13 protein-coding genes are annotated in these 17,781 nt (G+C 62.1%); 7 read left to right on the forward strand and 6 right to left on the reverse strand.

Annotated features, from left to right (window positions below):
• Window positions 1–59: 59 nt before the first annotated feature.
• On the reverse strand, window positions 60–1,523 hold the full coding sequence (locus ACNFCJ_RS20525; RefSeq protein ID WP_416773302.1) for a methyl-accepting chemotaxis protein: 1,464 nt from the start codon (window positions 1,521–1,523) through the stop codon (window positions 60–62).
• Window positions 1,524–1,621: 98 nt separating this feature from the next.
• Window positions 1,622–2,434: a TatD family hydrolase gene (locus ACNFCJ_RS20530; RefSeq protein WP_416773304.1), complete on the reverse strand. Its 813-nt coding sequence runs from the start codon at window positions 2,432–2,434 to the stop codon at window positions 1,622–1,624.
• 269 nt (window positions 2,435–2,703) lie between these two features.
• On the opposite strand from ACNFCJ_RS20530, the gene ACNFCJ_RS20535 reads away from it, so the two are divergent.
• Together ACNFCJ_RS20535 and ACNFCJ_RS20540 are read left to right on the forward strand one after the other, a co-directional pair.
• Entirely contained in the window at window positions 2,704–4,119 is a 1,416-nt protein-coding gene (locus ACNFCJ_RS20535; RefSeq protein ID WP_416773306.1) for a transglycosylase SLT domain-containing protein, read from the forward strand.
• Window positions 4,120–4,224: 105 nt separating this feature from the next.
• Window positions 4,225–4,620 (forward strand): DoxX family protein, encoded by a 396-nt coding sequence (locus tag ACNFCJ_RS20540; protein WP_416773307.1) that lies wholly within the window; start codon window positions 4,225–4,227, stop codon window positions 4,618–4,620.
• 63 nt (window positions 4,621–4,683) lie between these two features.
• Here ACNFCJ_RS20540 and ACNFCJ_RS20545 read toward each other — a convergent pair whose 3' ends face one another.
• On the reverse strand, window positions 4,684–5,619 hold the full coding sequence (locus tag ACNFCJ_RS20545; RefSeq protein ID WP_416773308.1) for a LysR family transcriptional regulator: 936 nt from the start codon (window positions 5,617–5,619) through the stop codon (window positions 4,684–4,686).
• A gap of 149 nt (window positions 5,620–5,768) precedes the next feature.
• On the opposite strand from ACNFCJ_RS20545, the gene ACNFCJ_RS20550 reads away from it, so the two are divergent.
• Window positions 5,769–6,998, forward strand: a complete 1,230-nt coding sequence (locus ACNFCJ_RS20550; protein WP_416773309.1) for an acyl-CoA dehydrogenase — start codon at window positions 5,769–5,771, stop codon at window positions 6,996–6,998.
• Window positions 6,999–7,059: 61 nt separating this feature from the next.
• On the opposite strand, the gene ACNFCJ_RS20555 is transcribed toward ACNFCJ_RS20550, so the two are convergent.
• The 3 genes from ACNFCJ_RS20555 to xthA form a co-directional block, all read right to left on the reverse strand.
• Window positions 7,060–8,049, reverse strand: a complete 990-nt coding sequence (locus tag ACNFCJ_RS20555; RefSeq protein WP_416773311.1) for a TerC family protein — start codon at window positions 8,047–8,049, stop codon at window positions 7,060–7,062.
• 162 nt (window positions 8,050–8,211) lie between these two features.
• The gene (locus ACNFCJ_RS20560; RefSeq protein WP_416773312.1) at window positions 8,212–9,594 is read right to left on the reverse strand and encodes a substrate-binding domain-containing protein; all 1,383 of its coding nucleotides are present in this window, start codon (window positions 9,592–9,594) and stop codon (window positions 8,212–8,214) included.
• Window positions 9,595–9,695: 101 nt separating this feature from the next.
• Entirely contained in the window at window positions 9,696–10,508 is an 813-nt protein-coding gene (gene xthA / locus ACNFCJ_RS20565) for an exodeoxyribonuclease III (protein WP_416773314.1), read from the reverse strand.
• A gap of 270 nt (window positions 10,509–10,778) precedes the next feature.
• On the opposite strand from xthA, the gene ACNFCJ_RS20570 reads away from it, so the two are divergent.
• The 4 genes from ACNFCJ_RS20570 (at window position 10,779) to tpx (ending at window position 17,574) form a co-directional block, all read left to right on the forward strand.
• Window positions 10,779–11,423 carry a GNAT family N-acetyltransferase gene (locus ACNFCJ_RS20570; RefSeq protein ID WP_099523871.1) on the forward strand — a complete coding sequence of 215 codons (645 nt, stop codon included), beginning with the start codon at window positions 10,779–10,781 and terminating at the stop codon, window positions 11,421–11,423.
• 68 nt (window positions 11,424–11,491) lie between these two features.
• A complete protein-coding gene (locus tag ACNFCJ_RS20575; RefSeq protein ID WP_416773316.1) occupies window positions 11,492–13,219 on the forward strand; it encodes an autotransporter assembly complex protein TamA in 1,728 nt (575 codons plus the stop codon).
• A complete protein-coding gene (locus tag ACNFCJ_RS20580; protein WP_416773318.1) occupies window positions 13,216–16,899 on the forward strand; it encodes a translocation/assembly module TamB domain-containing protein in 3,684 nt (1,227 codons plus the stop codon). The genes ACNFCJ_RS20575 and ACNFCJ_RS20580 overlap by 4 nt, the downstream gene beginning before the upstream one ends.
• 174 nt (window positions 16,900–17,073) lie before the next feature.
• Entirely contained in the window at window positions 17,074–17,574 is a 501-nt protein-coding gene (gene tpx / locus ACNFCJ_RS20585) for a thiol peroxidase (RefSeq protein ID WP_143503850.1), read from the forward strand.
• Window positions 17,575–17,781 lie beyond the last annotated feature (207 nt).

Here is a 17,781-nt window from a genome sequence, read left to right on the forward strand (position 1 = left end):
CCGCGCCAGGGAGGTTTCCAGCAGGCACGAGCCACATATGCGATTGCCTGGCAGCGTCTTTACAGGCGCAACTGGCCGATGGCCTTGTTCAGCTCGCCCGCCAGCTGTGCCAGTTGCTGACTGGTGGCGGCCGATTCGAGGGTCTGGCCGACGGTCTGCTCGGTCACGTCACGGATGCCCACCACCGAGCGGCTCATTTCTTCGGCTACCTGGCTCTGCTGCGTGGCAGCCACGGCAATCTGCGTGTTGCTGTCGCGCATCAGGGCCACGGCGGCCGTGATGGCGGCCAGCGATTCCCCGGCCTCCTGCGCCAGTTGCACGCAGTGATTGGCGTTTTCCGAACTTTCGCGCATGAATTCGACGGCGTCGCGGGTGCCACCCTGCAGGTTGCCGATCATCTGGGTGATTTCGTCGGTTGAGTCCTGCACGCGCTTGGCCAGGTTGCGCACTTCGTCGGCGACCACGGCGAAGCCGCGGCCCATTTCACCGGCGCGGGCGGCCTCGATGGCGGCATTGAGGGCGAGCAGGTTGGTTTGCTCGGCGATGCCGTGAATCACGCCGACCACGCGACTGATGTGCTGACTGTCTTCGGCCAGGCGCTCGATGCTGCCGGCGCTCTGGCGCACGCCTTGCGACAGCGCTGCGATGGATTGCTCGACACGTTCGACCACCTGCTGACCAGCGCGTGCAAGCTGATCGGCATTAAGCGACTGGTCGCGAGTGGTGCCGGCGTGGTCGGCAATATGTTGAACGGTGGCCGACATTTCGTTGATTGCGGTAGCAGCCTGGTCAGTCTCGCTCTGCTGGCTGAGCATGCCCTGGCGCACGGCCCCCATGCGTTCGGCCATAGCGCGGGTGCTGCTGTCCAGCTCGCAGGCCACCTGGCCGACGGTGCCAACCACGCGCTGGTAGCCGGCTTGCATGGCGTTGAAGGCAGCGGCCATCTGGCCGACCTCGTCACGGCTGTCCAGCGGCACGCGCAGGGACAGATCCCCGCTGCGTTCGGCTTGCAGCATCACATCCTTGAGGGTGTTGAGGTGACTGAGCAGAAAGCGTATCAACAACTGCGAGGCAGCCAGCAGTAACAGCATCAGCACGGCGACGGCGATGGCATATGTCAGCGCGTGCTGGGTGAACAGGTCGAGCAGGCTGGGTGCGCGCACCATGATCGCCAGATCACGTCCATCGCCGAGGGTGATGCGCTGTGCACCGACTACCGGCGAATCACCGAATAGGGCGTCGTGCGACAGTGCCTGCCAGCCGCTGGCGTCAGGAGCTCCCTGAGCGCCCGGCAGGCTGCCTTGCACCATCTGGATATTGGCTGCATTGGGCAAGGTGGCCTGCTCTGGCCACTGCTGCAGCACGCGCGCTTGGGACACGGCTGCCTGGCGCGCATCGGCGCTGCGCGCCTGCTGCTCGATGTGCAAGGCGAATAGCACCAGGATCAGGCTGATGACGAGGACAACGGCGTTGACCGCCCAGAATTTGTACTTAAGAGAAAGATCGCTGATCCAGGCGCTCATGTTGTTGTTATCCGTCTCGCTGCGTTCTATTGGCCAAGTGCCAGTAGTATGCCTTGACTGGTAGCCAGAACCTTGACGTCAATCAATACTCTGGCGCCTTAGTCTTCCACTATGGCTGGCATATCGAAGAACGCTCGCGCACAGGTTGTGGTCTGTGCTGCCAGGGTTTCCTCGCTTTGCCCGCGGTGCAACGCCACCTCGCGCAGCACCTCGCCGAGAAAGGCGGGCTCGTTACGCCCGCTCTTGGGCTTGGGTCGCAGGCTGCGCGGTAGCAGGAAGGGCGCATCGGTCTCCAACATCAGGCGCTCGCCGGGGATGTCCTTGAGCAGCGGATGCAGATGCGTGCCGCGACGTTCGTCGCAAACCCAGCCGGTGATGCCGATATGCAGGTCTAGATCGAGATAGGCATAGAGTGCACGGCGCTCGCCAGTGAAGCAGTGCACCACCGCTGCCGGCAGCTGATCACGATAGCCACGCAGGATCTCCAACAGACGCTGGCTGGCTTCGCGCTCATGCAGAAACACCGGCATTTGCAGTTCGACGGCCAGGGCCAACTGTTCTTCCAGGGCTTTTTCCTGCGCCGGACGCGGCGAGAAGTCGCGATCGAAGTCCAGGCCGCACTCACCCACAGCGCGTACTTGCGGCTGCGCCAGCAGCGCCTTGAGAGTATTGCTGCTGGCGCTGTTCCACGAGCTGGCATCATGTGGGTGAACCCCGGCGGTACTGAACAGACGTTGGCCACTGCTATCCAGCTGTCGGCAAAGTGCGAGGCTCGCCTCGCTTTCATTCAGACTGGTGCCGGTCAGCACCAGCTGACACACGCCGGCTGCGTAGGCACGTTCGAGCAGCGCCTCGGCCTGCACAGCGAGGCTGGGGTGGGTGAGATTGACTGCAATATCGATGAGCTGCATGGTGCCACCTGTTGAACGCGAAAGGGCAGAATAGCAGAAGCCGTCCATTCGTCAGGAAGTCGATTTAAAACAATAACTTGTTCGCCATTTTTAAGGTTGATGCAAGGTTTTGGGGTGGCGCTGTGACGCTTGGCTGTGCCAATCTCCGCGCCCCTGCCAGCTTTGGGAACTTGTTCGGCGGGCGTAAGGTCTGAAGCCGTCTGTCGCGCATCGGCGAGCAGCAGGCCACCAAGAGGCTGCGGCGGCCAACCGCCTTCCCTGGAGAATCGATGTCGCGATTGCTGCTGATCCTGTGTCTGTTGGCCATGCTGCCGCTGCCGGTCAGCGCACGCCTGGCTGGCCCGCCCGAGGTTGGCAGCCAGATTCGCAGTACCCGCGATCTACCGGCGATTCGTAGCAGCGGCGAGTTGCGTGTGCTGGTCAATCAGAGCCGCAACAGCTCGGGCTCGGTCAAGGGCCAGAGCATCGGCGTCGAGTACCACCGCCTGCGTGCGTTCGAGCAGTACCTCAATCGTAATTCCCGTGATGGCCGCAACCTCAGGCTGAAGATCATCCCCAAGGCCAAGGATCAGTTACTCGGCGCCCTGCAGCGCGGCGAGGGCGATGTGGTCGCGCCCGGCGAATTGCTCAATGTGCGCACCGGGCATGATGTCAGTGCCAGCACGGCGATTCGCCGTGAGGTACCACTGGTGTTGGTCTCCAAGCAGGGTAACCGGCACTACCGCAGCCTTGAACAATTGGCCGGGCGTAGCCTTTCGTTACCGGCGGGTAGCGCCGTGGGCGAAGCGCTGAGGTTGATCAACCAGCAACTGGCAGATCGCAAACTGCCGCCCATCGTGGTCGAGTGGGTCGACCCCAGCCTGGCCGTTGAAGATGTACTGGAAATGGTCCAGGCCGGCATCTTCGAACGTACTGCGGTGGAGCTGCCGATCGCCGAGCGCTGGGCCAAGGTAATGCCCAAGTTGCGCGTCGACAAGCATTTGATCCTGGCGCGCGATGGCGACATGAAATGGTTCGTGCGCCCCGATTCGCCGATGCTGCGTGCCAGCATCGACCGTTTCTTCAGCAGCTATCAGAGCCCGGCCGACCAGGATGCGGCGTTTCAACGTGTCTATCGCCGCCTGTACAAGGTGCATTCACCGCTGGGACGCGCCGAGCGACAGCGGCTGGAGAAGGTGCGTCCGGTGTTGCAGCGGCATGCCGAGCAGCAGGGCTTCGATTGGCTGATGCTGGCCGCGCTGGCATTCAAGGAGTCGACGTTGAACCCGTCGGCGCGCGGTGCCAGTGGCGCAACCGGTCTGATGCAGATCACCCCGGCGGCAGCGCGCAGTGTCGGGGTGGGCAGCATTCAGAGCATCAACGACAACGTTCAGGCCAGCAGCAAGTACCTGGCGATGATTCGCCGCAATTTCTTCAATAGCCCGCAGCTCAACGAGCGCGAACGTATGGCATTCGTGCTGGCCGGATACAACCTGGGCCCGCAACGGGTGCAGAGTCTGCGTGCCGAGGCGCGCAGGCGGGGCCTGAATCCCAATCAATGGTTCTTTCAGGTCGAACGTGTGGCCATGGAACAGATGGGCATGGGTGTGGTGAGTTATGTGAACGCGGTGAATAAGTACTACCTTGCTTATGACCGTGAACGCTATTTGCTCGAACCGCAGGGACGGCGTTTGACGGCCAAATAGATATCTATTTATTCGATTTTTATAAGCGGTATTTTGCTATTTTTTAATCGAATAAATTGGATATTCTGTGCGCCATCCAACCCACACACCAAAGGAAGCCTTGCAATGAACAACCTGATCAAAAGCATTACCGACAGCCAGGCCGGTTTGGGTATCACTATCCTGCGCATCATCGCTGGCATTACCTTCGCCGCTCATGGTGCACAGAAGCTGTTCGGCTGGTTTGGCGGTTATGGTCTGGCGGGTGTCGCGCAGTGGATGGAGAGCATCGGCCTGGCTCCGGGCTACCTGATGGCGCTGATCATCGGCCTGCTGGTGCGCCCGGCGGCGGCGGTGCTGGCGGTAACCATGCTGGTAGCGATCTTCACCGTGCATCTGGCCAATGGCTTCTTCATGAGCAATAACGGCTATGAGTTCGCCCTGGCGCTGCTGGCCATCAGCGTGGCGCTGGTATTCGAAGGTGCCGGCAAGCTGTCGGTCGATGGCAAGCTAGCGCGCTGATTCAGCCCGGCAGCAAACGAGAAGGTCCGCCAATGCGGGCCTTCTTGCGTTTGTCTTTAACGATCAGGCCGTAGCAACCTGTTCGGCTTTCTTCTCCTGGGCGACCACCTGTTGCGCCAACTCGATCATCTGTTCACGCATCCAGCGGTTAGCCGGATCCTGGTCGGTGCTTTCATGCCAGTACAGGTGGGTTTCCAGCGTCGGCACGTCGCCTACCGGCAAGGTCACGTGGTGCAGGTTGTGGCGGCGGGCGAAGCGTTCCGGCACGGTCATCACCATATCGGTCTGCTGCATCACGCTGCTGGCCATCAGATAGTGTTGCGAGCGCAGGGCAATCTTGCGCTGGATGCCCATCTTGCCCAGCGCCAGGTCGACGTATCCGAGGCCGCTACGGCGGCTGGAGATATGGATGTGGGTCAGCGACAGGTATTCGTCGAGGCTGATCTTTTCCTTGGCCAGCGGGTGGCCGGGGCGCATGGCGCAGACGTAGCGATCATCCAGTAGCTTGACGTGACGAACCTGCGGGTCGGTGTTCAATGGCGCGTCGACGGCGAAATCGAGCCGGCCGGCTGCCAGCTCCTTGGTGGTTTCGCGGCGCTTGGCCAGAAAGCTCTCGATGCATACGCTAGGCGCCAGGCGACGCAAGCGCTGGAACAGTGGCGGCAGAAGAATCTGCTCGGATAGGTCGGTCATGCTGATGCGGTAAGTCTTGCCGGCCTGCTGCGGATTGAACGTACGGCTTTCCTGCACTGAAACGCGCAGCAGCTGCAGGGCGTTACGCACCGAACCGATGATGTTCTGCGCCATGGGTGTTGGCACCATGCCTTGGGCGGTGCGTACGAACAGCGGGTCGTTGAAGGTTTCGCGCAGGCGGGCGAGGGCGTTGGACACCGCCGGCTGGGTGATGCCGACGATTTGTCCGGCACGGGTCAGATTGGCCTCGGTGTAGATGGCGTCGAAGACGATGAAGAGATTCAGATCCACCTTGGTCAGGTTCATGCCGGCAGTGCTCCAGGGGCGTCGATATCAGTCGATCATATATCGGTTATGAATGTTCATACACGCTGAAAATAGGTTCGATAAATCTTAAGCGCTGTTCTAGCATCATTTCCACAACCTCTCACCCTTTGTCATAAACAGGTAACCCCATGGATTTCGCCTATTCCCCGAAGGTTCAAGAGCTGCGTGAGCGTGTCAGCGCATTCATGGAGGCGCACGTTTATCCGGCCGAAGCGATATTCGAGCAGCAGGTGGCAGAAGGCGATCGCTGGCAGCCGACCGCGATCATGGAAGAGTTGAAGAACAAGGCCAAAGCCGAAGGTTTGTGGAACCTGTTCCTGCCCGAGTCCGACTATGGCGCGGGCCTGACCAACACCGAATACGCGCCGCTGGCGGAGATCATGGGGCGCTCGCTGATCGGCCCGGAGCCGTTCAACTGCGCCGCGCCGGACACCGGCAACATGGAGGTGCTGGTGCGCTACGGCAACGAGGCGCAGAAGCAGCAGTGGCTGGAGCCGTTGCTGTCTGGCGAGATTCGCTCCGCCTTCGCCATGACCGAGCCGGGCGTGGCATCGAGTGACGCCACCAATATGCAGGCCAATGCTCGCCGCGAGGGCGATGAGTGGGTGATCAACGGCCGCAAATGGTGGACCTCGGGCGCCTGTGATCCGCGCTGCAAGGTGATGATCTTCATGGGCCTGACCAACCCGGACGCGCCGCGTCACCAGCAGCACTCGATGATTCTGGTGCCGATGGATGCCCCAGGCGTCACCGTACTGCGTCCGTTGCCGGTGTTCGGCTACGACGATGCGCCGCATGGTCATGCCGAAGTGTTGTTCGAGAACGTGCGCGTACCTTACGAGAACGTGTTGCTGGGCGAAGGCCGTGGCTTCGAGATCGCCCAGGGGCGCCTTGGCCCAGGCCGTATCCACCACTGCATGCGTTCGATCGGCATGGCCGAGCGTGCCCTGGAACTGATGTGCAAGCGCGCTGTGAGCCGCACGGCCTTCGGTAAGCCGTTGGCACGCCTGGGTGGCAATATCGATCACATCGCCGATTCGCGCATGGAGATCAACCAGGCACGCCTGCTGACTCTGAACGCGGCTTATATGATGGATACCGTTGGCAACAAGATCGCCGCCAGCGAAATCGCCCAGATCAAGGTGGTGGCGCCTAACGTGGCGCTTAAGGTGATCGACCGCGCGATCCAGATGCACGGCGGTGCCGGTGTCTCCAACGACTTCCCGCTGGCTTACTGGTACGCCATGCAGCGCACTCTACGTCTGGCCGACGGCCCGGATGAAGTCCACCGCGCCGCCATCGGCAAGTACGAAATCGGTAAATACGTGCCGCGTGAGGTGATGAAAGCCAGTCGCTGATCAGGCAAATGACAAGGCCCGCAGATGCGGGCCTTGTCATTGACGGGTATTGCAGGCTTTATCAGTGCTGTGCAGCGCTTTGGTCGCGCGTCTTCAGCAGTGACAGCAGCACGCCACCAGCCAGCAGGCCCAGGGTGACGGCCAGCGAGAGCAGGGCGGGTACCTTGATCAGGTCATGTAGGAAGATCTTGCCGCCGATATACATCAGCACCAGCGCCAGGGCGTACTTCAGGTAGATAAAGCGGTGCATCAGTGCGGCCAGGGCGAAATACAGCGCGCGCAGGCCGAGAATGGCGAAGATGTTCGAGGTGTAGACGATGAACGGGTCCTGGGAGATGGCCAGAACCGCCGGTACGCTGTCCACGGCGAACACTAGGTCGGCCAGTTCGATCAGCACCAGTGCCAGCAGCAGCGGGGTGGCATAGAGCAGCGGCTTGCCACTGATCTTGTCTTTCAGGCGCACCAGAAATTTGCCCTCGTGCAGATCATCGGTGACGCGAATGTGCTTGCGCACGAAGCGGATCACCGGATTCTGCGCCAAGTCTGGATGCGACTCTTCGTCACCGCTGCGCAGCATCTTGATGCCGCTGAACAGCAGGAAGGCGCCGAAGAGGTAGAGAATCCAATCGAACTGCTGCACCAGCGCCGTGCCCAGGCCAATCATGATCGCGCGCAGCACGATCACCCCGAGAATGCCCCAGAACAGCACGCGGTGCTGGTACTTACGCGGGATGTTGAAGTAGCCGAGGATCATCGCCATGACGAAGACGTTGTCCATCGACAGCGATTGCTCCACCAGGAAACCGGTGTAGTACTCCATCGCCTTGGTGCCGCCGAGCTGCCACCAGATCCAGCCGCCGAAGGCGACGCCGACACTGAAATAGCCGGAATACAGCAGCAGGCTCTCGCGCATCTCGATTTCATGCTGATCGCGATGCAGCACGCCGAGGTCGAGTACCAGCAGGGTGATGATCAGTACCAGGAACGCCAGCCAGAACCAGCCGGGGGTACCGAAGATGGGGGATGTGAAAAAGGCAAGTAGAGCGTCCATGAGCCCTCCCTTATGTCTGCCTGAGTTGAAAGAAATCCACTCAGTGACTCCGACATCACGGTGAGAACACTCACCGCCAGAGGGGCCCGGCGTCACGCGGTGCAAAGGCTAACGCCGAGTCGAGAAGCTGCCAAGCCCCCTGCAGAGGAATATTTTCTGGCGTCAGTACACCCAGATCTCGACGCGGCGATTGCGGATGCGGCCGTTGTCCTGATCATTGGCCGCCACCGGCAGTTCGCTGCCCATACCGGTGATTTCGCGAAACAGCACGCCTTGCCTGGCCAGCTCGCGACGTACCGCCATGGCCCGCAGCTTTGACAGCAGTTCGGCGCGCTTGGGGTCGTTCTTCGGGTCGCCGAAACCAACCAGCACCACCTTGTTCTGCAACTTGTCGTGCTGCTTGAGGTAATCCAGTACGCGCTGCAGGTCACGGTGAGCCTTGTTGTCCATCGTGGCGCTGCCTTCCTGGAAGCGGAAATTCACTGACAGCCGCTGCGCCTGCTGCGCCAGTTGCCGATAATCCGTCGGCATCTGTGGATCTGCTGCGACCTTCACCGCCTGAACGGTCTGGGCGATGAAGCCGCTGTCGGCGACGATGGCTTGGCCCCGAGTGCTGTGGGCGAAGTCGATCAGTGCACGTGCCCAGGGATTGGTGAGCTGTGGGTCGTTGTAGAGAAACAGGCGACGCGCCAGCGGATAATCCTCGGTAGCGATCAGTGTGTTGCTCGGCAGCATGGGCTGCGAATCACCCGCTGCGACGGCGATCGCCTTGGCCTGACGAATGTAGGGCAGGCCTATGAAACCGATGCCATTGGGGTCTCTGCTCACCGAGTCCGACAGCTGGGTGCTGGATTCGAAGCGTTGGGCATTGGCCACCAGCGTGCGTCCGCCCGGAGCCAACACAAGCTCCTTGAAGGTGTCATAGGTGCCGGAGTTGTCATCGCGCGCATAAGCGCGAACCTTGCCGGGCTTGCCACCTAGCGCCGCCCAGTCATCGATCTCGCCGGAGAACAGTTGCGCGATCTGCTCGACGCTAAGGGCGGCAACCGGGTTTGACGGGTGGACGATGATCGCCAGGCCGTCGATGGCGATGACCTGCTCGCTCTGCGGGCTGTGCATGTCGCCCAGCGTGGCTAGGGTAGCGGCTTCACCATCCTTGATCGGTCGCGATGAGGCGGCCAGGTCGGCGCTGCCATCCTTGAGCGAAGTGAAACCGGTACCCGAACCATGGGCCGCCACCTCGACGATGACCAAACGGCCATCGGCCTGGCGCGCCAGCACGCGCTGTTCGTTTTCCAGGGCGCCGTCTTCGCTGTGGATGTCGTGCAGGCCTTGAGCTTCGAACAACCCTTTGACCAATGCCGGGCCGAGCTTGGCGCCAATGGTGTTGGAGCCTTGGATGCGCAGCACCGGCTTGTTACCTTCGGAGGCAGGCAGCGCGGCAAAAACGGAGAGAGGCAGGGCGTAGCAGATGAAACCGATCAGCAGCAGAGACAGAGTACGACCCCAGAGGTCGCGGTCGATGGCAGGCAGGGCGCGCGGCATGCGGCAGGCACCTTCTAGTGGGTGAGAGAAAGTGCCATGCAGATTAAGTCAGTCAGATTGCAGTCATGTGACGGGGCGCGTCATCTTTCGCGCCCCTGGTTTCAGGCCAGTTCCAGCCAGATTGGCGCATGGTCCGATGGCTTGTCCATTGCGCGCAGGTCGTAGTCGATGCCGGCATCCTTGAAGCGCGCCTGCAGCGGCTGACTGGCGAGGATCACGTCGATGCGCAGGCCGCGCTTGGGCTCGTCTTCGAAGCCGCGGCTGCGGTAATCGAACCAGCTGAAGCGGTCATTCACCTCGGGGTTGAGGTGGCGGAAGCTGTCTACCAGGCCCCAGCTCTTGAGGGTCGCCAGCCACTCGCGCTCTTCCGGCAGGAAGCTGCACTTGCCGGTTTTCAGCCAGCGCAGGCGATTGGGCTCGCCGATGCCGATGTCGCAATCTTCCGGGCTGATGTTGATGTCGCCCATCACCACCAGTGCCTGCTGCGGTTCGAAACGTTCCACCAGCAGTTGCTGCAGGTCGGCATAGAAGCGCTGTTTGGCCGGGAACTTCACCGGGTGATCGCGGCTTTCGCCTTGTGGGAAATAGCCATTCATGACGGTCACCGGGTTGCCATTGGCATCGGCGAAGGTGCCGTAGATGAAGCGCCGCTGGGAATCTTCATTATCGCCGGGGAAACCCTTGTGCAGGCTCAGTGGCTCCTGGCGCGAGAGCAGGGCGACGCCGTAGTGGCCTTTCTGACCGTGGTAATGCACGTGGTAGCCGAGCTGGCGAATCTCCGCTTCGGGGAACTGCTCATCAGACACCTTGGTTTCCTGCAGGCCAATCACGTCCGGCTGGTGTTTTTCGATTAGAGCTTGCAGTTGATGAGGGCGCGCACGCAGGCCGTTGATATTGAAGGAGACGATTTTCATGGGCAGCGGGTCCTGGGCTAACGGGCATGCCACGAGAGGCATCCCGGATGATGAAAGCCTTCGCGGCATGCCTTCGCTCATCCGGCGCTTCGCGCCACCTTCTCTCGAAGGGAGAAGGGTATGAGGAAGGTGTCGCTGCGCGACTTTCAGATTAAACGGCGATGCTAGCCGATCCTCGGCGCTCGCGGCCAGCGCCTGGCGGGTGTCATGCGCTGGTGCTAAGTTGGCTGTGACGCGCTGAACCACAACTTATAAAAACAGAGGTCCGCCATGCCCCATAACGCCCCAGCAGAAGTGCGCATGCTCGACGGTGGTTACGCCCGCGAGGTGCGTTCGCTGCTCTACCATGCCTATCGTCACGAGCCGACCTTCGCTTACCTGTTCGAAGCCGAACGCCCGGGTTTTGATCAGCGCGTGCGCGCGACGATTCGCGAGTTGGTGCAGCAGCACTTCGCTGAAGACCAGCCGGCCATCGGCCTGCTGATCGATGATCGGTTGATCGGCGCAGCGCTGATCGCACCGCCACAGCGTCGCCTGGATATCACCGAAAGTTGGGGTTGGCGTCTGCGCATGCTGCTGAGCACCGGCTTTGGCTGCACCAAGCGCTACCTCGAATACCACGATGCGGTGCTCGCCAGCCTGCCTCCCGGTCCTTATCACGTGCTTCCGCTCCTGGGCATTCACCCGGAGTTCCAGGGCCAGCATCGCGGCGAACAGCTGCTAGAGGCGCTGCACGACTGGTGCGCGCAGGACAGCGGCTCGCAAGGGGTGGTGCTGGACACCGGCAATGCGCGCTATCTGGAGTTCTATCGGCGCCAGGGTTACGAAGAAATTGGTGAGCTGGCCATTGGCCCGGTGGTCGAGCACGTGTTCTTTCATCCCAACCCTCAGCCAGTGGTCAAAGCAAGCGCCTGAACCCCGGCTGTCTGGCAGAAACGCAACGGCTCTGGCGCGGGCTCCGCTCCGTGGTAGCATCCTCCGCCATGAGCGTATATGGACATATTCAGCGCAGCCTGGCGCTGCTGCTGATCAGTACGGGTGCCTTCGCAGCGAGCGAACTCGACGTACGAATCACCCCGAGCAATTCGGCTCTCAAGGCCAATATCGAAGGTTATGTCGGCAGCCTGGATGGGCGCGACGCGCAGTCGTTGCGGCGCTTGCGTCGTATCGCCGAGAGCGAGGCCGACAAGGCGGCTCAGGCCCTGGGTTATTACCAGGCGCGCATTCGTAGCCGGATCGAAGAGGGGGAAACACCGCGCCTGGTGCTCGATGTGGAGCCCGGCGAACGCATCCGTCTGCGCAACGTCGACATCCGTATCGAGGGGCCTGCCAGCGAGCTACCGGCCTTTCGCGTGCCCAATGCCAGCCGTCTGAAAGCAGGTTCGGTGCTCAATCATGGGCGCTATGAGGACGCCAAGCGGCTGATCCAGAATCAGGCCTCGCGCTACGGTTTCTTCGACGGTCGCTTCTCTCGCCAGAGTCTGGAGATCGATCCGGCCGCCGGGGTGGCCGATATCGAGCTGGTATTCGTCAGTGGGCCGCGCTACAGCCTGGGCGATATCGCTTTCAGCGGTGACTTCCCCTTCGATGAAGAGCTGCTGCTACGCATGGTGCCGTTCGATCCGGACACCCCCTACGACTCCGAATTGATCGCCGAGCTGTATCAGGCGCTGCAGTCCAGTGGTTATTTCGAATCGGTGCGGGTCGATGCCATCCCGACCCAGGCCGACCAGCTGCGCATTCCCGTGGCGGTGGCGCTGCAGGTACGTGAGCCACGTACCATGGGTCTGGGGCTGGGTTTTTCCACCGACGTCGGGCCGCGTCTGCGCGCCAATTGGACACGCCACTGGCGCAATCCGCAGGGGCATAGCTACGGCATCGAAACCGAGCTATCTGCCCCGCGGCAGAACGTTGGCCTGTGGTACGACATTCCCGGTGATCCGCCACTGATCGACAAGTTGCGCCTGGCCGGCGGTTATCAGTATGAAGAGCTGGCCAGCAAGGACAGCCTGAGCCGGCTGCTCACCCTCGGCCCGGAATGGCACAGCCAGCGCCCCGGTGGCTGGCAACGCGTGTTGTCGGTGAAATGGCAGCGCGAGGAATATCGCCTGGGCGACGATTCCGGGTTGAGCACCTTGCTGATGCCCGGCGTCAGCTATTCGCTGTTGCGCAGCGACAACCGGCTCGACCCGAACCAGGGCTACCGCGTGCAGTTCGACTTGCGCGGCGCGGTCGAGGGCGTGCTGTCCGATGCCAACGTGCTGCATGGCAACGTCATGCTCAAGGGCCTGACCACCGTATTTGACAATCACCGTTTGCTCGGCCGCGTGCAGTTCGGCGGTACCGAAACCAATGGTTTCTCCGCTGTGCCGCCGTCGCTGCGCTTCTTCGCCGGTGGCGATCAGAGCGTGCGCGGTTACGACTATCAGAGCCTGTCGCCGGAGAACAACCTAGGTGACAAGATCGGCGGCCGTTACCTGTTCACCGCCAGCGCCGAGTACCAGTACAGCCTCACTGACAAGTGGCGTCTGGCGACCTTCATCGACCAGGGCAACTCCTTCAATTCGCTGGACATTCCCACCCTGAAGACTGGCGTTGGCTTCGGCGTGCGCTGGGTTTCGCCGGTGGGCCCGCTGCGTCTGGACCTTGCCCACGCGCTGGATGATGACGGTGGAGTACGCCTGCATTTCTCCATGGGGCCTGAACTATGAGCCGGCGCCTGCTGAAATGGTTGGCCGGCGGTCTGCTTGGCCTTGTGCTGCTGTTCGTAGCCGCTTTATGGGCGGCTCTCGGTACTCAGGGCGGCAGCCGTTGGTTGCTGGCCCAGGTGCCTGGGCTGCAGGTCGACAATTTCGCAGGACGTCTCGGGGGGGGCTGGCAGGCCGATGCGCTGCTTTGGCAGCAAGGTGAGATGCGTGTTGAGCTGCAGCAGCTGAACATGGCCTGGTCGCCGTCCTGCCTGCTGCGCTTGACGCTGTGCCTGGATCGTCTGCATCTGCAGCAGGTCGCCGTGACTCTGCCCGAAAGTGGGGAGGCCAGCGATGAGCCGTTGAGTCTGCCGAACCTCAACCTGCCACTGCGTTTGCAACTGGGCGATATCCAGCTGGGCGAACTGCGCCTGGACGGCCAGACGCAACTGAGCGATCTCGAACTGATCGCCAGTTGGAACGAGCAGGGCGTGGAGCTGCAGCGCCTGGCCTTGCAGCGTGACGACCTGAGTCTGGACGTCAGTGGTCAGCTGACACCACAGGGGATTTGGCCCTTGACCCTGAGTGGTCGCCTGCAGTTGCCGGAGGTCGATGGCAAGGCCTGGCAGGTGGCGCTGCAGGTGGGCGGCGAATTGCAACGCAACCTGACGATCGAGGCCGATAGCAGTGGCTATCTAGAGGCCCGCCTGGAAGGACAGGTGCGGGCGCTGGCCGAGCATCTGCCCGCTGAACTGCGCCTGACCAGCCAGGATTTCCAGGCCAGCAGCGGTTTGCCGCAGACGCTGCACTTGCAGGCGCTGACGTTGTCGGCAAAGGGTGACCTGAGCAGCGGCTATCGCATCGATGGTAGCGCCACTCTGCCCGCCGAACAGGCGCCGATGCCGCTGAGCTTGCGTGGCAGGGTCGATGCCAAGGGCGCGGATATCGAATTGCTGCGCATCGAGGCTGAGGATCAGCAGCATCTGCAGCTCAGTGGCATGCTTGCCTGGAGCGAGGCGTTTCAGGCTGATGCCACACTCGATTGGCTGAATTTCCCCTGGCAGCGTCTGTACCCGCTGGATGAGCCGCCGCCCGTGGCCCTGCAGCAACTGCAGGCCGAAGTCAGCTACAGCGCAGGTAATTACCTGGGTAACTTCGCTGCGCAGCTCAAGGGGCCGGCAGGGGACTTCAGCCTGAGCAGTCCGGTCAGTGGCGATCTCGGCCAGGTCAGCCTGCCGCAGTTGCAGCTGGTGGCTGGCCAGGGCCGTGCCGAAGGGGGGGTCAAGATCGGTTTCGCCGACGCTATCGATTGGCAGGCCATGCTGCAGCTCAGTGCCCTCAACCCGGGTTACTGGCTGGCTGAGATGCCGGGTAATCTGGCGGGGCCGCTGAATACCTCGGGTAGCTTCAATGCCGGTGCGCTGCAGGCCAAGGCCGATATCGACCTCAACGGCCGTCTGCGTGGCCAGCCAGCGCAATTACAGGTACAGGGCGCTGGTGCCGGCGAGCAGTGGCAGCTCGAGCGATTACTGGTGCGTCTGGGCGATAACCGGATCAGCGGCCAGGGTGCGCTGGATCAGCGTTTGCGTGGCCAGCTGGAACTGGCGTTGCCGCGGCTGGGACAGCTCTGGCCCGGCCTGCAAGGCCAGATACAGGGCCAGCTGTCCCTGGCCGGTACGCTGCAAGCGCCGCAAGGCCAGCTTGCGTTGAGCGGGGAGCGTCTTGCTTTTGGCGACCCCAGTCTGCGCCGCCTGCAGCTGGACGCGACGCTGGATGCTCGCCAGCAGGCGCAGATCGGTTTGAATCTGCGCGGTATCCGTATCGGCGATACCTATCTTGGGCGCCTACAGGCTGAGGGGCGTGGCGACCAGCGCCGTCAGGCACTGGAGCTGAATCTGCAAGGCCCGCTGCTGCAGCTGGCCTTGGCACTGGACGGTAACCTCAGCGAGCAGGGTGATTGGCGCGGGCGCATTGCCAGTGGCCGTGTGCAGAGCGGCGGCCAGGACTGGCAATTGCAGCAGGCTGCGAGCCTGGAGCGCCTGGTCAGCGGCCGCCTGAACCTGGGGGCGCATTGCTGGCAGTCCGGTGACGCCAGCCTCTGCGGAGGGCAGCAACGGCTGATGCCGCAGCCCAGCCTGGACTGGCGCCTGGAGAATTTCCCCCTGGCCAGCCTGCAGCCCTGGTTGCCCGATGATTTCGCCTGGCAGGGGCGTCTCGACGGGCAGCTCAAGGTCGAGCTGCCCGACAGTGGCCCCAACGGCCAGGTCTCGCTGAATGCCGGCAGTGGCAACCTGCGTATTCGTCAGCCGGATGAAGAGCAGTGGCTGGACTTCCCCTACGACATTCTGCGCCTGGATAGCACGCTACGCCCGCAGCGGGTGGACAGTGAGCTGCGTTTCGTCAGCAGCCGCCTGGGTGAGTTGGTGTTGCAGGCGCAGATCGACCCCCGGCCGGAGAACAAACCGCTGAATGGCGAGTTCCGCCTGAGCGGCTTCGATCTGGCAGTGTTGCGCCCGTTCGTGCCTGTCGCCGATAAAATCGAAGGGCGCCTGCAGGGCAGTGGCAATATTTCCGGGTATCTGCTGACGCCGCAGATCAACGGCCAGATACGCCTGGAAGGCGGTGAGTTGTCCGGTAACCAACTGCCGGTAAGCTTGGAGGATTTGCAGCTACAGGCGTTGATCGCGAGTGAGCAGGTGCAGCTATCGGGTAACTGGCGCAGTGGTGAGAACGGCCGCGGTAACCTGAGCGGTGAACTGAACTGGGCCGATGGATTGATTGGTGATCTGTCGATGCAGGGGCAGCGTCTGCCGGTAAAGGTCGAGCCTTACGCTGAGCTGGAGGTCGAGCCCGATCTGCAATTACAACTGCGTGCCCAGCGTCTGGCTGTCAGCGGCAAAGTTGGTGTGCCGCGCGGCCTGATCAGCGTGCGTGAGCTGCCGCCGTCTACCGTGAAAGTCTCCAACGACGCGCGGGTGGTCGGTCGTGAAGTGCCGGAAGCCGAGCAAGGCATGGGCATTGCCATGGATGTCGATGTCGAGGTTGGCCAGGACAAGCTGGCCTTCAGCGGTTTCGGCCTGACTGCCGACCTGCGTGGGCGGGTGCATATTGGCAACGACCTCGATACGCGTGGTGAGTTGGATCTGGTCAACGGGCGCTACCGTGCTTACGGCCAGCGCCTGACCATTCGCCGCGCGCGCCTGTTGTTTACCGGGCCCATCGACCAGCCGTTCCTCGACGTCGAAGCGATTCGCCGGGTCGACACCGTGGTGGCCGGTATCCGCCTGTCCGGCAGCGCCGAGCAACCCACGACTACTGTATTCGCGGAACCTGCCATGAGCCAGGAACAGGCGCTGTCCTATCTGGTGCTGGGCCGGCCTTTGGGGCAAAGCACGGGGGACAACAACATGCTTGGCCAGGCAGCGCTGGCACTCGGTCTGGCCGGCAGCAGTTCGATTACCACCGTCCTGGCCAACAGCCTGGGTATTCAGGACTTCCAGCTCGACACCGAAGGCAGTGGCGTGACCACCAGTGTGGTGGCCAGCGGCAATATCACCGAGCGCCTGAGTCTGCGTTACGGCGTGGGTGTGTTCGAGCCGGCCAACACCATCGCCCTGCGTTACGAGCTAAGCCGGCGTCTTTACCTTGAGGCCGCCAGCGGCCTGGCCAGTTCGCTCGACCTGTTCTATCGCCGGGACTTCTGATGGCCGCACGATCTTTTGCTAAATCCCTACATGGCTGCGGGTGTATCGGCGGCGCTTCTGCGCTAGTCTGGACGGATGGTCGGGCCGTGACCTGCCATTCGATGGAGCATTCGCCACGGCGAACCCCATGTCACACATTTGCCCTTCAACTCCCTGAACGATAAGGAAACTCCCATGGCGCAAGTCACTCTCAAAGGCAACCCGGTGCAGGTCGACGGTCAACTGCCGCAGGCCGGCCAACAGGCGCCGGCGTTCAGCCTGGTCGCTGGCGACCTGAGCGACGTCACCCTGGCCAGCCTGGCTGGCAAGCGCAAGGTGCTGAACATCTTCCCCAGCGTCGACACCCCGACCTGTGCCACCTCCGTGCGCAAGTTCAACGCCGAAGCCGGTCAATTGAACAATACCGTGGTGCTGTGCATCTCCGCTGACCTGCCATTCGCCCAGGCACGCTTCTGCGGTGCCGAAGGTCTGGAAAGCGTGGTCAATCTGTCCACCATGCGTGGCGCCGACTTCCTCAAGAACTACGGTGTGGCCATTGCCAGCGGCCCGCTGACCGGCCTGGCCGCGCGCGCCGTGGTAGTGCTGGATGAAAGCGACAAGGTGCTGCACAGCGAGCTGGTTGGCGAGATCGCTGATGAGCCGAATTACGCAGCTGCTCTGGCCGCGCTGAAGTAACTCGCAGCTGGTTCGATAAAACGGCCTGCTTCGCAGACTGTGTGAAAACCTAGCAGTCTGAGTGCAAGGTGAAGACAATGCCTCCATCAGTCGATGGGGGCATTGTCGTTTATGGGCTATATCCAAGGTGAAGACCGGCAACAAAGCAGCCTGTTTCCGCCGACATTGGAAGAGCTGGTTCCTGAGGATCATCTAGTTCGAGTCATC

Source organism: Pseudomonas sp. NY15364, from assembly GCF_048068235.1.
Lineage (GTDB): Bacteria > Pseudomonadota > Gammaproteobacteria > Pseudomonadales > Pseudomonadaceae > Aquipseudomonas > Aquipseudomonas mendocina_D.

What these genes read in the sequence shown, in the direction of transcription:
- ACNFCJ_RS20525 (WP_416773302.1), bottom strand. Translation starts at nt 1,523, where the DNA reads ATGAGCGCCTGGATCAGCGATCTTTCTCTTAAGTACAAATTCTGGGCG.
- ACNFCJ_RS20530 (WP_416773304.1), bottom strand. Translation starts at nt 2,434, where the DNA reads ATGCAGCTCATCGATATTGCAGTCAATCTCACCCACCCCAGCCTCGCT.
- ACNFCJ_RS20535 (WP_416773306.1), top strand. Translation starts at nt 2,704, where the DNA reads ATGTCGCGATTGCTGCTGATCCTGTGTCTGTTGGCCATGCTGCCGCTG.
- ACNFCJ_RS20540 (WP_416773307.1), top strand. Translation starts at nt 4,225, where the DNA reads ATGAACAACCTGATCAAAAGCATTACCGACAGCCAGGCCGGTTTGGGT.
- ACNFCJ_RS20545 (WP_416773308.1), bottom strand. Translation starts at nt 5,619, where the DNA reads ATGAACCTGACCAAGGTGGATCTGAATCTCTTCATCGTCTTCGACGCC.
- ACNFCJ_RS20550 (WP_416773309.1), top strand. Translation starts at nt 5,769, where the DNA reads ATGGATTTCGCCTATTCCCCGAAGGTTCAAGAGCTGCGTGAGCGTGTC.
- ACNFCJ_RS20555 (WP_416773311.1), bottom strand. Translation starts at nt 8,049, where the DNA reads ATGGACGCTCTACTTGCCTTTTTCACATCCCCCATCTTCGGTACCCCC.
- ACNFCJ_RS20560 (WP_416773312.1), bottom strand. Translation starts at nt 9,594, where the DNA reads ATGCCGCGCGCCCTGCCTGCCATCGACCGCGACCTCTGGGGTCGTACT.
- xthA (WP_416773314.1), bottom strand. Translation starts at nt 10,508, where the DNA reads ATGAAAATCGTCTCCTTCAATATCAACGGCCTGCGTGCGCGCCCTCAT.
- ACNFCJ_RS20570 (WP_099523871.1), top strand. Translation starts at nt 10,779, where the DNA reads ATGCCCCATAACGCCCCAGCAGAAGTGCGCATGCTCGACGGTGGTTAC.
- ACNFCJ_RS20575 (WP_416773316.1), top strand. Translation starts at nt 11,492, where the DNA reads ATGAGCGTATATGGACATATTCAGCGCAGCCTGGCGCTGCTGCTGATC.
- ACNFCJ_RS20580 (WP_416773318.1), top strand. Translation starts at nt 13,216, where the DNA reads ATGAGCCGGCGCCTGCTGAAATGGTTGGCCGGCGGTCTGCTTGGCCTT.
- tpx (WP_143503850.1), top strand. Translation starts at nt 17,074, where the DNA reads ATGGCGCAAGTCACTCTCAAAGGCAACCCGGTGCAGGTCGACGGTCAA.